Raw genomic sequence first — 13228 nt, 5'->3', positions numbered from 1 at the left:
CGAAGAGGTAGTACCTTCCAACGTCCTGGGGAGGCAAGATGAGCGAGAGCTCGGCGACAACCACCGTGGACCGCCCGGAGCTGAAGCGGGTGATGGGACCCGGCCTGCTGCTGCTGTTCGTGGTCGGCGACATCCTCGGCACCGGCGTGTACGCGCTGACCGGCAAGGTCGCGGGCGAGGTCGGTGGTGCGGTCTGGCTGCCCTTCCTGTGCGCCTTCGTGGTCGCGATGCTGACGGCAACGAGTTACCTGGAGCTCGTCACGAAGTACCCGAAGGCCGGTGGTGCGGCGGTCTACACGCACAAGGCGTTCGGGATCCACTTCCTCACCTTCCTGCTCACCTTCGCGGTGATGTGCTCGGGGCTGACCTCGGCGTCGAGTGCGTCGAAGGCGTTCTCGGAGAACTTCTTCAAGGCGGTGAAGATCGACTCCTCGCACGGGTCGATCCTGATGATCACCGCACTGTCCTTCATGGCACTGATTGCCCTGGTCAACCTTCGCGGCGTGGGCGAGAGCGTCAAGGCCAACGTCGTACTGACCCTGATCGAGCTGACCGGTCTGCTGATCGTGATCGGTGTCGGCGCCTGGGCACTGGCCGGTGGCGACGGCGACACGTCCCGGCTGACCGACTTCAGTACGCCGAACGGCGAGTCTCCGTTCAGCGCGGTCACCGCGGCGACGGCGCTCGCGTTCTTCGCGATGGTCGGCTTCGAGGACTCGGTGAACATGGCCGAGGAGACCAAGGATCCGGTCAAGATCTTCCCCAAGATCATGTTGCTCGGCCTCAGCATCACCGGCGTGATCTACGTCCTGGTCGCGATCTCGGCCGTCGCGCTGGTCTCACCGGACGAGCTGAACAAGGGCGCCACCCCGCTGCTCAAGGTGATCCAGGCCGGCGCCCCCGGCTTCCCGCTCCAGATCTTCGCCTGGATCACGATGTTCGCGGTCGCCAACTCGGCGCTGATCAACATGCTGATGGCGAGCCGGCTGCTCTACGGCATGTCCCACGAGAAGGTGCTGCCGGGTCCGCTCGGCCGCGTCCTGCACAAGCGCCGTACGCCGTGGGTCGCGATCCTCTTCACGACCCTGCTCGCCTTCCTGCTGATCGGGTACGCCGACCTCGCGGCCCTCGGCGGCACGACGGCGTTCCTGCTGCTGTGCGTGTTCGCGATCGTCAACGTGGCAGTTCTCGTACTACGGCGCGACCACGTCGAACACAAGCACTTCCACGCGCCCACCGCGTTGCCGGTCCTCGGCGTGGTGCTCTGCGTCTACCTGGCCAGCCCGCTGTCCGGGCGCGCCAAGGACGACTACAAGATCGCCGGCTACCTGATGCTGGTCGGCGTCGGCCTGTGGGCGATCACCTGGCTGCTCAACAAGTACGTCTTCAAGCGCAAGTCCGACTTCGATCCCAGCCACCTAGACCCGAGCGGCCCTGTCAACTGAGGGGCGGACGGGGAGGAGGGCGGCGAGGATGACGGTGGCCAGGGCGGCCAGGGCCAGGGCGACGGCTATCCAGCCGAGGGTGGGGTAGCCGGCGCCCGCGTCGATCGCGAGGCCGCCGAGCCAGGGGCCGATGGTGATGCCGACGTTGAAGGAGGAGAAGTTGATCGCGGTCGCGAAGGTCGGTGCCTGGCCCGCGAGGCTGAAGACCCGGGCGTTCAGGGCCGGGTTGGTGGCGAAGCCGAAGCCGCCGAGCAGGAACACCGTTGCGATCGCGATCACCGGATCGCCGGCCCAGAGCGCGAGTGCCGCCGACAGCACGATCAGTCCGGTGATCCCGACCGACAGCGTGCGGAAAGGAGTGGCGTCCGCCGTACGCCCGCCGATGGTGATGCCGATCAGCGAGCCCACGCCGTACAGGGCGAGCACACCAGGGACGGCGCCAGGCCGCAGGCCGGTGGCCTGGGTGAGCAGGGGCGCGAAGTAGCTGAAGATCACCAGGATCGCCGCGGTGACGAGCGCGGTGGTGGCATAGGACAGCCACAGCCGTGGGTTCGCCATCGCGCGGATCTCCTCGCCGAGGTTCGGCGTGGCCTCCGGGTCCGGTGCACCACCCGGGATCGTGGCCAGCACCCCTGCCATCGCCAAGGTGGACAGCGCGGCGACCGTCCAGAAGGCTGCCCGCCAGCCGAGGTGCTGGCCGATCACCGTCCCGGCCGGCAACCCGACGATGGTCGCGACGGTGAGCCCGCTTGCGACGACGCTCATCGCTTTCGCCCGGCTGTTCCGAGGGACCAGGTCGACCGCGGTGACAGCGGCAACCGCCCAGAACCCGGCGTACACGAAGGCGCCGACGACACGGGTCACCAGCAGCACTTCGTAGTTGGGTGTGAGCGCGCCCGCCACATGGGTCAGCGCGAAGACCGCGAGGAAGACCAGCAACGCCGTACGCCGGGGCCAGCGCAGCGTGACGACCGCGAGCACCGGTGCGCCGACCAGCATGCCGACGGCGAACGCGGAGATCAGCAGTCCTGCATCCGGGATCGAGACGCTCAGGTCTCCGGCCATCTCGGGCAGCAGTCCGGCCAGCATCAACTCGGACGTGCCCTGGGCGAAGATGGCCAGCCCCAGGATGTAGACGGCGATCGGCATCGCGAATCCCCCTCAAGATTCGGTTTCGTACGTCGGTCGGCCGCGGACGCGGCTGGGCAGTCCCCTCTCTGTTCCCCTCACACAGCGCGGCGAGCGCGGTGACAGTCGTCACAGCACGCCACAGTTGTAATACCCATTGTGACGCATGCAGGCCGGTTCGCGCTGGGCGTGTCTCCCGGTTGTGGACAAACTCACCCGGGAACCGCCGGGGAGGCTGCGGAGGTTTGGCCCGATCGGGCATCGTTGAGGCATGAGCTTCCAGACCCCGGCCCGGAAGAGCGGCAGCGTCGTCGACGCCGCCCGGATCAGCAGCGGGATCAAGCTACTCGTCGTACTGGTCGGCCTGATGTGGCTCAGCGAGATCGTCGACACCGCACTGCACGGACGCCTCGACCGGTACGGGATCATCGCCCGCGAACCGGACGGTCTGTTCGGCATCATCACCGCGCCGTTCCTGCATCTCGGCTTCGGTCACCTGATCTCGAACACGCTCCCACTCGTCACCCTCGGCGCGATCATCGCGGTCGGCGGGGCGCTGCGGCTGTTCTCGGTGACGGCGATCGTCACCACGATCGGCGGCCTCGGTACCTGGCTGATCTCACCGCCGCACACGATCACGATCGGCGCGAGCGGCCTCGTCTTCGGGTATGCCGCCTACCTGGTCGCCCGCGGCATCTTCAACCGCCGGCTCGGCCAGATCGCGGTCGGCGTGATCGTCATCCTGGTCTGGGGCAGCGCCCTGCTCGGCGGCTTGCTCCCACAGGACGGCATCTCCTGGCAGGGCCACCTGTTCGGCGGCATCGCCGGCATCCTGTCCGCCTGGATCCTCGCCGAAGACCGCAAGCCCGCCAACCGCCCCGTCGTCTGAGATCAGGTGAGGGTGGACGGGTCCGTGTTGGCGCCGCAGACGACGACTACCACGCGCTCGCCGGGTGCCGGCTGGTAAGCGCCGGTCTGTAGCGCGGCGTAGGTGACAGCCGCGCCGTGTTCGACCGCGAGATGGTATTCGCGCCACAACTCGTTGCGCGCAGCAACGATCGAGTGCTCGGTCACGAGCACCGATCCGAAGTCGTAGCGAATTGCGGCGTCGAAGGCGAGCGCACCCAGCCGGCGCGCGCCGAGCGAGTCAGCAGCCACCCCTCCGACCTGTACGTCGACCAGCTCACCGGCTTCCAGCGTCTTGCGCAGCGTCGGCGCCAACTCGGGTTCCACGCCGATCACCCGGGCCCGATCTTCCAGCGCCGTCGCGATCCCAGCGATCAAACCGCCACCACCGACCGCGACCAGGACCGTGTCGAAGCCATCGATCTGCTCGAGCAACTCGAGCCCCAGCGTGCCCTGCCCCGCCACGACCTCCGGCTGGTCGTAGGCGTGCACCAGCAACGCCCCCGACTCCTCGGCAGATTCCACCGCCGCCTCATAGGCCTCGGCGTACTCGCGCCCGACCTGCACCACGTCCGCGTCGAGCGTCCGCAATCGCGCGACCTTCGGCAACGGCGCAGTCTCCGGCACGAAGATCCGAGCCGGTACGCCGAGTTCGCGCGCGGCGTACCCGACAGCCAGCCCCGCGTTCCCACCGGATGCCGTGACGACCCCTTGCCCGGTCAGCGCGCCCTGCTCCTTCGCGCTCAGCAGCCGGTTGAACGCGCCACGCGGTTTGAACGACCCGACATGCTGCACGAGCTCCAACTTGAAGGTCACCGTGGGGGCGACTTGCAGCACCGGCGTACGGCGTACGCGCCCTTCGATCCGCCGCCCAGCCGCCAGTACGTCAACACGCGAAACCGTCATGCCCCAACCCTCGCACACCCCTTACCAGCGGCCTCGAGGGCCACGACGGTGAGGGCGTTGTCTATACCTTGCTCGCCACCACCATGTAGTTCTCGGCCTCAGGGTTGTATGTGCTGCTTTCCGTCCGGAGCCCGACCTGGTGCAACTCGGCTGTGAGTTCGTCGTATCGATAGGGCCAGCACGACAGCAGTTCCGAGCGGACAAGAACCGGCCCAGCCGGATCAACTTGCGCGATCGCAATCTCGATGTGGTGCTCCTCCTCCCACTGTGAGGCGATCTCCCAGCGGTAGACCACGACGGCATTGCGCCCGTTGCGGCGGACAAGACGGTCGCTGATGTCCAGCCGGGAACCTCTGGCCCTGACGAGTTCCCAGGTGCGGGAGGTGAGTACCAAGTGCCCGCCAGGCCGCAGCAGCCGTGACATCGACTCCAGCGCGGCAAACCTGCCCCTCGCGCCCACTGCATGGTGCAGTGAGTTGCCGACGCAGAACACCATGTCGAAGGTGTAGTCCTCGAAATGGTCGGGCAACTCTTCCCAGTTCGCCCGCACCGTCTTGACAGGTGCCCGGTATTCCTCAGCCAACTCCGCAGTCCGACGAACCATGGCTTCGCTGGCGTCAGTTGCGACCACCTGCAGGCCACGACCGGCGAGGCCAACCGCCAGCTGTCCGGTCCCGCACGAACAATCGAGGACGTGAGCGTTCGGCGGCAGGAGACTGAGGACGTCGTCGAACGAGGCAGCGAACTCGGCCGGGGCCAGCTTTGCATCCGAGATGAGCCATTCGTACACCTCGGCAAGCGCGTTGTAGCTCGTCACAACTACCTCCACCACGGGGCAGACTCACGGTCGATTGTCAGTACATCAGCGGACCAATCCGGTTCACCAATGGTTTTGCAGTGCAGCGAAGGCTGGCCGTGACCGTATGACTGTTGGGGGTAGGGGTGATAGGCAGGACACCAGTGATTGGGTGAAGGAGGCAAACAGATGGGTGCCTACGCGGAGAGTTATCGCCGGAGTCTGGCGGATCCGGAAGGTTTCTGGCTGGAGGCGGCCGGGGCGATCAGCTGGTCGCGTACGCCGACTCGCGCGCTCGATGCATCCGCTGCGCCGCTCTACCGGTGGTGCCCCGACGGCGAGCTCAATACGGCGTACAACGCTCTCGATCGGCATGTCGAGAACGGCGACGGTGAGCGCACCGCGCTGATCTACGACTCACCGGTGACCGGGACGAAACGCACGTTCTCGTACGCCGAACTTCGCGACCGGGTCGCCGTGTTCGCCGGCGCGCTCAGGTCGCTCGGCGTCGGGAAGGGCGACCGCGTCATCGTCTACATGCCGATGATCCCCGAGGCGGTGATCACGATGCTGGCGTGTGCACGGCTCGGCGCGATCCACTCGGTCGTGTTCGGCGGGTTCGCACCGAAGGAACTCGCGGCGCGGATCGACGACGCGACCCCGAAGGTGATCGTCGCCGCGTCCTGCGGGATCGAGCCGGCTCGCGTGGTCGAGTACAAGCCGATCGTCGACAGCGCGCTCGAACTCGCCACCCACCAGCCCGACCACACCGTCGTGCTGCAACGCGAGAACGCGCCCGGGAAACTCGGAGAGCGCGATCTCGACTGGGAAACGCTGATCTCGGCGGCGACGCCGGCGGATCCCGTGCCGGTCGCCGCGACCGATCCGCTCTACGTGCTCTACACCTCAGGGACGACCGGCAAACCGAAGGGCGTCGTCCGCGACAACGGCGGCCACGCGGTCGCTCTGGCGTGGACCATGCGCGCCGTCTACGACATCGGTCCGGGTGATGTCTGGTGGACCGCGTCCGACGTCGGCTGGGTGGTCGGCCACTCCTACATCGTCTACGCGCCCTTGCTCGTCGGCGCGACCACGATCCTCTACGAGGGCAAACCCGTCGGTACGCCGGACGCGGGCGCCTTCTGGCGCGTCGTCTCCGAACATCGCGCGAAGGCGCTGTTCACCGCGCCGACCGCGCTCCGGGCCATCAAGAAGGTCGATCCCGAAGCGGCCGAGCTCGCGAAGTACGACCTGTCCGGGTTCGAGACGCTGTTCCTCGCCGGTGAACGGCTGGATCCCGAGACGTACCAGTGGGCGCACGGCAAACTCGGCGTACCGGTGGTCGATCACTGGTGGCAGACGGAGACCGGCTGGCCGATCGCGGCGAATCCGCGCGGGCTCGAGCCGTTGCCGACCAAGCCTGGTTCGGCGACCGTTCCGTTGCCGGGGTGGAACGTGCAGATCCTGGACGCCGCCGGGACCGAGGTGGCGGCGGGGGAGGAGGGGGCGATCGCGATCAAGTTGCCGCTGCCGCCTGGTTCGCTGCCGACGCTCTGGGGTGACGATGCGCGCTACATCGACAACTACCTCAGTCAGTACGACGGGTATTATCTGACCGGTGACGGTGGTCATATCGATGCCGACGGCTACGTGTTCGTGATGGGGCGGACCGACGACGTGATCAATGTCGCCGGTCACCGGTTGTCGACGGGCAGCATGGAAGCGGTGCTCGCGGCGCATCCCGCGGTCGCCGAGTGCGCGGTGATCGGCGTCCACGATGCGCTGAAAGGTCAACTCCCACGCGGCTTCGTCGTCCTGAAGGCCGGTGCCGAGATCTCCGCCGAGACCCTCCAGGAAGAACTGGTAGCCGCCGTACGCCGTGACATCGGTCCCGTCGCCGCCTTCCGCGAGGTCTCCGTCGTCGACGCGCTGCCGAAGACCCGCTCCGGCAAGATCCTCCGCAAGACCATGCGAGGAATCGCCGACGGCCGCGACGAGCCGATCCCCTCCACCATCGAGGACCCCACCGTCCTCGAAACCCTCCGCCCCATCCTCCGGCACACCCCCTGACCATCGCTAACGTCCGAAGAAGCGGAGGGACGTGTCGTCCACTTCTTCGGACGTTAGCGTCGCTCGGTGAGGTGGCGGGGGGAGGCGGGGGAGGCGGGGGGTTAGGGTCGGGGGTATGCGAGTCGTTGTTGCGGGTGGGCATGGGCAGATCGCGCTGCGGTTGACCAAGTTGCTGGCTGCTGAGGGGCATCAGGTGGTCGGGCTGGTGCGGAACCCGGCGCACGTGGCCGACATCGCCGCAGCGGGTGGCACAGGCGTCGTACTGGATCTGGAGAAGTCGCACGTGACCGCGGTCGCCGACGTACTGGCAGGCGCCGACGTCGCGATCTTCTCCGCCGGTGCCGGGCCGGGCAGCGGGAACGCCCGCAAGGACACGGTCGACCGTGGTGCCGCCGCGCTGCTCGCCGACGGGGCTCAGCGGGCCGGCGTACAGCGGTATCTCCAGGTCAGTTCGATGGGTGCCGACCGCGTCGACCAACTGGACCCCGACGACGACTTCACCATCTACCTGCGAGCGAAGAAGGCGGCCGAGGACGACCTACGCGCCCGCGACGACCTGGACTGGACCGTACTCCGGCCAGGCGCGCTCACCAATGATCTCGGGACCGGCCTGGTCCTGATCGCCGACAAGACCGGCCGTGGCAGCGTCACCCGCGATGACGTGGCCGCCGTCCTTGCGGCACTCTGCGAGACCCCGGCCGCGATCGGCCGGACCCTGGAACTCATCGCCGGCGACACACCGATCGCCGCCGCGCTGAGCAACCTCTGACAGTTGCTACCAGCAACAGATTGCGACGGACATGGGCGACGACACCCTCCGCTCGGTGCACTTCGAGCGCACCGAGAACAGCAAGTACCTGGTCCACAACGTCCGCGGCGGCACGCTGTCGGTCGGCTCCGGCGGTGAGACCGACACCGACTTCACCCCGGTCGAGTTGCTGCTGGCCGCGATCGGCGCCTGCTCCGCGATCGACGTCGACGTGGTGGTGAGCCGGCGCGCCGAGCCCACGGAGTTCAGCGCCGTCGTCCGCGGCGACAAGGTCCGCGATGCCGAAGAAGGCAACCGGATGGAGAACCTCGCCGTCGAGTTCACCATCCGCTTCCCCGAAGGCGAAGCCGGTGACAAGGCCCGCGAGGCGCTGCCACGAGCGGTCAAGATGTCCCACGACCGCCTCTGCACAGTCAGCCGCACGGTCGAATTAGGCACCCCCGTCGAGACCACCGTCGCCGGCTAGCTGGTTGCTCAGCGCATCCATCGTCTGCAAGAACGCGCTCTCCAGGTCGACCTCGTACGCGTCCGCCAGCACCATCACCGACCACAAACAGTCGGCGAGCTCATGCGCCAGCGCCGCGTCGAGGTCGTCCCGCGCCCGCACGCCTTCCTTACCCTGCACAAGCTTCGCCAGATCCCCGACGTCACCCACAAACCCCAGCATCAACTCTTCCCGCGACCAACTCCGCCCATACCGCCGCGCCTCCACCGCGGCATACTCCTCCCGAACCAACCGAGCCTTCCCCACCATCTCCCCAAACTCCATCCCACGACGGTAGCCGCCGCCCGGGATCACGCGTTGGATGCCAGCCGCTGCCGTAGAGCGTCGTTGTCGTCGTGGTGGACGACCTCGTCGAACCGCAGTCGCAAGCCGTGCTTGGCCAGCAGTTCGGGGACGATGGCGTCGAGCTGTTCGCGGTGTTCCGCGCTGCGGGCCTGGACGTACGCCTCACGGACCTCCTCGGGCTCGCCGGTCAGAACCTGATCCATGCGCTCGCGGATGTACCGCTTGAGGTTGATGTGCTCCATGAACACCTCGGTCACGCCCGCCTCGACGAACTGACCGAACAGATCGTCCAGCAGTTCGGGCTGGTTCGCGAAGTGCGGCAGGAGAGGCCCGACGAACGCATAGGTCGCGACGCCGGCCGCGTTGAGTTCGGTGAGGGTGCGGAGACGGCGCGAGGCGATCGGGGCGCGGACCTCCAGCCAGCGGCTGACCTTGTCGTCGGTGGTGGTGATGGTCATGCCCACCTCGGCACGGGGCAGACTGGTGAGCAGGTCGATGTCACGGGTGACCAGCGGCGACTTGGTGAGGATACGGACCAGACCTGGGTAGGCGACGGCATCGAGTTCGCGCAGGATGCCGCGGGTGAGCCGGTACTTCTTTTCGTGGCCCTGGTAAGGATCGGTGACCGAGCTGAGCAGCATCGTGCCCTGCCGCTTGTGCTCCGGCATCTTCGCCAGTTCCTTGCGGGCGAGCTCGACCGCGTTCCTCTTCACGTACAGGTAGTCGCCCCACTCCTGGACGGACCGCCCGAACTGCCGACCGGCGAAGCTGGCGAAGCAGTACGCACAGCCGAAGACGCAGCCGGTGTAGGGGTTGATGACGTAGTCGTTCGACGGGGTCTTCGACTTCTGGATCAGGGTCTTCGCCTCGATCTCGACGGGCTCCATACGGACTACTATACCCGGAAGAAGAATCCGTGGAAGTTGATTCCATGGAATAGATATGGTTGTCTGGGTGTCATCTCAACTACTTCAAGGAGACAGCTGGATGACGAATCCGAACATCGACATCGCCCGCACCTACTTCGAGGCGGTGCAGAGCGGGGACCTGGCCACGGTGGGGGAGCTTCTCGACGCCGGCATCGTCTGGCATCAGCCGGGAGCCAACCAGTTTTCCGGTGATCACAAGGGCCAGGGCGCGGTTTTCGGCATGCTCGGCCAGATGATGGAGACCAGCCAGGGGACCTTCGCCATCGACAAGGTCCACTCGCTGATGGCCAACGGTGACCTGGTTGCCGCGCACATCCACTTCACCGGCCACCGTGGTGAGACGTCAATGGCCATGGACGGTGTCGACCTACTGCGCATCGAAGACGGCAAGATCACCGAGATGTGGCTGTTCTCCGGCGAGCAAACTGCCGAAGATGACTTCTGGGGCCGCTGACTGAAGGGTCAGCCTGCGGCTTTCCGCTCCGCGTTCAGGGAACGCCCTGCTGCGCGGAGGGTGCTGAGGACCTCGGTGACCTCGCGGACCGATTGCTCCGGAATCACCGAACCGATGCGCAGCTCCAGCTCGGCCTCGAAGACCTTCATCGCCTTGTCCACCAGCTTCCGCCCCGCGGGAGTCAGCTCGACGATCGAGGAGCGCCGGTCGTTCGGGTTCGCGCGCCGCTCGCACAGGCCTGCAGTCTCGAGCCGGTCGACCACCTTGCTCGTGCCGCCCACCGTGATCGAGAACTCCTCGGCGATGTCCTGGATCCGCCGGCCGGGCTTCAGCCGAAGCAGCTGCAAGATCTCGAATGACGTCAGCGGCAGGTCGAACTCGGTCCGCAACCGCTCCTCGATGCCGGTCCACAGCTCGATCTCCAGGCTGACGATCTCCCGATAGAGCCGCCTCAGATCAGCCATCAGGCATCTTCCGAAGAATTATCTTCCATGGACATCAATGCTAGCTGAGGTGATGGTGTGGCGGTGGAGGTGCCAGCCGGGGGTTCTGGTGGCGTGGAGGATTTCTTGGGTGGTGCGGACTTCGCGGGGGCCCATCCAGGACTGGTTGGGTTTGTGGAAAGCCCAGCCGGCGCCGAGGGTGACGGCTGCGTGCTGGACCGCGCGGTTGGTGTCGCGCCAGACCAGGACAGTTCCTGGTACGTCGTCGCGCCCACCGCGCATGGTGTGCTGGTCGAGCCAGGCGTGGAACGGTTGCCGCTGCATCCATTCCTGGGCGGCGCCTTCGATCCCGGCGGCGGCCATCACCGTGCCGAAGCAGTTCGGGCCGCTTCCGTCGGCGAACGTTCCGGCAAGTTCACTCGCATGAGGAAGTACCTGAGCGGCCTTCGACCAGACGGCCCGAGGCACCTCGCGATGCCGGCTCGGTCCGAGGTCGTCGGTGATGACGCGGGTGAGCACCAGGGGCGCCGCGTCCCGCAGTACGGACTTCCACCAGACGAAACGGTGGCCGTCGGCTTGCTGTGCGATCTCCGCGCCGAGCGCGTCTCGCCAAGCCCGGACAGTCGGTACTTCGGAGCGCCCGTGCGTCACCTGCGCACGGACCAACCCGGCCCGCGTCGACCGCGGCAATTCCATGAACGCCGCCTCGTCCAGCCAGACCGACTTGAGTCGGCTGTCGAGGTTGTAGATCTGATAGGTATCCCGTGCTTGCTTGTCGGGCTCGGTCGGGTCGAGCGGCAACGACCACGCCTTCGCCTGCCGTGCGGTCACGTAGAAAGGCTGCCGATCCGGAGCAAGCCAATCGACCCAAGAACTCAGCAATCCCGAGGACACCTCGATATCGAGGACGCGCATCAAACCTCCGGCGGCGGACCTTGCGGCCCCCACAGGGCTGCGTCTGGCTGTACACGAGATTCGTAGTCGCACTCCCCGAACCCGGTCAACTCGTTTACTAGCTCTTTGCGCTGAGATCGGGCCATAGTGATGGCGCATCGAGGAATGGAGAACAAGTGAGCACTGCAGAAGAGGACTTCCTGCGGCGGGCGATCGCCCTGGCCGCGGCGGCTCGGGAGTCCGGCAACCCGCCGTTCGGATCGATCCTGGTCGGCGCGGATGGGTCGATTGCTGCTGAGGAGGGCAACACGAGCATCACCGACAACGACATCAGCGCGCACCCGGAGCTCAAGCTCGCGAAGTGGGCCGCTCGCGAACTGACGCCGGAAGACGCCGCCAAGACGACGATGTACACCAGTTGCCAACCGTGTGGGATGTGCACGGGGGCGATCGAGCGCTCTGGTCTCGGCCGGGTCGTTTACGCAATGTCCGGCGACCAGTTGAACGGTCTCAAACCAGGTGGCGGCTTCGCGCCCGTAGTACAGGACGGTCCGGCGCTGTACGACGAGGCTCGGGCTGTGGTGGATGGGTATTACAGCTGAAGGAGAGGGGCCCTTGCTGGGCCCCTCTTTCAGTTAGTTGGGGGCTAGGCAGAGGGTGTAGCCGGAGGAGCGGTTGCCTTCTTCGGTGTACGCGACGGTGTAGCCCTCGAACTGCTCACACTGGTCCGTGTTGGTCGTGTTGCTCAGCTTGCCGACGACCTTGTAGTCCGCGTCGGTGGAGGTACAGCCGACGACCTTCACGTTCGGCTTGAGGACAGTGCCCTTGTTGTGGATGCAGTCGCCCACACTCGCTGACGACGGCGAGCCCAGGTTGCCCACGATCAGCAGCGCGATCACCGCGATCGGGATCAGAAATCCGAGGATCGCGGGGCGCAGGAACAGCGGCTTGCCCATGTCCATCGGCTGACCCGGCGCACCCGGCATCGGCTCCGGCAGCTGGTTGAACTTCAGCCGGGTCGGGATGTTGATCAGCATCGTGATCGGGTTGATGATCGACGATCCGACACCCCACCAGCCCTGCCAGAGGCTCTTGGCGGTCATGTTGCGGACGGTCGCGATCCCGCAGGTGCGGCAGAACGGGCCTTCCAGCTTCAGGAAACGCATCATGATCAGGAAGCCCTGGTGACCGCGGACGGTCGCCTGGACGGCCGGCATCCCGCCACAGAAACGGCACTGGATCGCACCCTGCGGATAGGCCGGCATGCCTTGCGGCGCCTGCTGCGAGAAGCTCTGCCCGAACTGCTGCTGGTCGTACTGCGGCTGAACCGGCTGACCCGGCTGACCCGGCTGAGCCGGGGCCTGGTACTGACCGGGCTGCGCATAGTTCTGGCCCTGGTCGTACTGCGGCTGCTGGGGAACCTGGTACTGCGGCGCCTGCTGGTCGGCGTGCGGGGTCTGCTGCGCGTACTGCGGGAACTGCTCTTGCGGGGGACCGTATCCGCCACCGGCGCCGGGCTGCGCCGCGTAGGGATCGTGAGGGGATTGAGGCGGGGTAGTGGTCACGGGGATTCCTGTTGCTCGATCGGGACAAAACGAACACCGCACCCTACTCACGCGACCCGGTCACCCGATGGCCTCCGGTACCAAACGGTGACCACCCGACGGCAAATGCCACCAACGGTCACCAGGCAACCCC

General features: G+C 66.6%; 15 protein-coding genes. 7 read left to right on the top strand and 8 right to left on the bottom strand.

Annotation, left to right across the window (positions count from 1 at the left end; translation table 11 throughout):
- The first annotated feature begins 38 nt into the window (after window positions 1–38).
- A complete protein-coding gene (locus tag ABZ004_RS04715) occupies window positions 39–1445 on the top strand; it encodes an APC family permease (protein WP_355678402.1) in 1407 nt (468 codons plus the stop codon).
- Here the strand turns inward: ABZ004_RS04715 and ABZ004_RS04710 are convergent.
- Window positions 1419–2594: a Cmx/CmrA family chloramphenicol efflux MFS transporter gene (locus tag ABZ004_RS04710; RefSeq protein ID WP_355678401.1), complete on the bottom strand. Its 1176-nt coding sequence runs from the start codon at window positions 2592–2594 to the stop codon at window positions 1419–1421. The genes ABZ004_RS04715 and ABZ004_RS04710 overlap by 27 nt on opposite strands.
- 250 nt (window positions 2595–2844) lie before the next feature.
- Between ABZ004_RS04710 and ABZ004_RS04705 the strand changes: the two genes are divergently transcribed.
- Window positions 2845–3462, top strand: a complete 618-nt coding sequence (locus ABZ004_RS04705; protein WP_355678400.1) for a rhomboid family intramembrane serine protease — start codon at window positions 2845–2847, stop codon at window positions 3460–3462.
- 2 nt (window positions 3463–3464) lie between these two features.
- Here the strand turns inward: ABZ004_RS04705 and ABZ004_RS04700 are convergent, their stop codons facing one another.
- Window positions 3465–4385 carry a threonine/serine dehydratase gene (locus tag ABZ004_RS04700; protein ID WP_355678399.1) on the bottom strand — a complete coding sequence of 307 codons (921 nt, stop codon included), beginning with the start codon at window positions 4383–4385 and terminating at the stop codon, window positions 3465–3467.
- Window positions 4386–4446: 61 nt separating this feature from the next.
- Window positions 4447–5202, bottom strand: coding sequence for a class I SAM-dependent methyltransferase (locus ABZ004_RS04695; protein WP_355678398.1), 756 nt, complete (start codon window positions 5200–5202; stop codon window positions 4447–4449).
- Window positions 5203–5370: 168 nt separating this feature from the next.
- On the opposite strand from ABZ004_RS04695, the gene ABZ004_RS04690 reads away from it, so the two are divergent.
- From ABZ004_RS04690 to ABZ004_RS04680, 3 genes are all read left to right on the top strand, one after another.
- Window positions 5371–7251, top strand: a complete 1881-nt coding sequence (locus tag ABZ004_RS04690; protein WP_355678397.1) for a propionyl-CoA synthetase — start codon at window positions 5371–5373, stop codon at window positions 7249–7251.
- A gap of 115 nt (window positions 7252–7366) precedes the next feature.
- Window positions 7367–8020 (top strand): SDR family oxidoreductase, encoded by a 654-nt coding sequence (locus ABZ004_RS04685; protein WP_355678396.1) that lies wholly within the window; start codon window positions 7367–7369, stop codon window positions 8018–8020.
- 31 nt (window positions 8021–8051) lie between these two features.
- The gene (locus ABZ004_RS04680) at window positions 8052–8486 is read left to right on the top strand and encodes an OsmC family protein (protein ID WP_355678395.1); all 435 of its coding nucleotides are present in this window, start codon (window positions 8052–8054) and stop codon (window positions 8484–8486) included.
- Here ABZ004_RS04680 and ABZ004_RS04675 read toward each other — a convergent pair.
- The gene (locus ABZ004_RS04675; RefSeq protein WP_355678394.1) at window positions 8451–8789 is read right to left on the bottom strand and encodes a MazG nucleotide pyrophosphohydrolase domain-containing protein; all 339 of its coding nucleotides are present in this window, start codon (window positions 8787–8789) and stop codon (window positions 8451–8453) included. The genes ABZ004_RS04680 and ABZ004_RS04675 overlap by 36 nt on opposite strands.
- Before the next feature lie 26 nt (window positions 8790–8815).
- Window positions 8816–9697: a radical SAM protein gene (locus tag ABZ004_RS04670; protein ID WP_355678393.1), complete on the bottom strand. Its 882-nt coding sequence runs from the start codon at window positions 9695–9697 to the stop codon at window positions 8816–8818.
- Window positions 9698–9797: 100 nt separating this feature from the next.
- Here ABZ004_RS04670 and ABZ004_RS04665 point away from each other — a divergent pair, with 100 nt between their 5' ends.
- A complete protein-coding gene (locus tag ABZ004_RS04665; RefSeq protein WP_355678392.1) occupies window positions 9798–10193 on the top strand; it encodes a nuclear transport factor 2 family protein in 396 nt (131 codons plus the stop codon).
- Window positions 10194–10201: 8 nt separating this feature from the next.
- Here ABZ004_RS04665 and ABZ004_RS04660 read toward each other — a convergent pair whose 3' ends face one another.
- Both ABZ004_RS04660 and ABZ004_RS04655 read right to left on the bottom strand, forming a co-directional pair.
- Window positions 10202–10657 carry a MarR family transcriptional regulator gene (locus ABZ004_RS04660; protein ID WP_355678391.1) on the bottom strand — a complete coding sequence of 152 codons (456 nt, stop codon included), beginning with the start codon at window positions 10655–10657 and terminating at the stop codon, window positions 10202–10204.
- 18 nt (window positions 10658–10675) lie between these two features.
- Entirely contained in the window at window positions 10676–11467 is a 792-nt protein-coding gene (locus ABZ004_RS04655; protein ID WP_355678390.1) for a hypothetical protein, read from the bottom strand.
- A 239-nt stretch (window positions 11468–11706) separates the two neighbouring features.
- Between ABZ004_RS04655 and ABZ004_RS04650 the strand changes: the two genes are divergently transcribed.
- Window positions 11707–12132 (top strand): nucleoside deaminase, encoded by a 426-nt coding sequence (locus ABZ004_RS04650; RefSeq protein ID WP_355678389.1) that lies wholly within the window; start codon window positions 11707–11709, stop codon window positions 12130–12132.
- A gap of 33 nt (window positions 12133–12165) precedes the next feature.
- Here ABZ004_RS04650 and ABZ004_RS04645 read toward each other — a convergent pair whose 3' ends face one another.
- Entirely contained in the window at window positions 12166–13095 is a 930-nt protein-coding gene (locus ABZ004_RS04645) for a toxin-antitoxin system, toxin component (protein WP_355678388.1), read from the bottom strand.
- Between the last annotated feature and the right edge of the window lie 133 nt (window positions 13096–13228).

Source organism: Kribbella sp. NPDC006257, from assembly GCF_040613535.1.
Lineage (GTDB): Bacteria > Actinomycetota > Actinomycetes > Propionibacteriales > Kribbellaceae > Kribbella.
The sequence above is the reverse complement of the archived record's forward strand: the minus strand, read 5'-3'. Positions and strand labels throughout refer to the sequence as shown.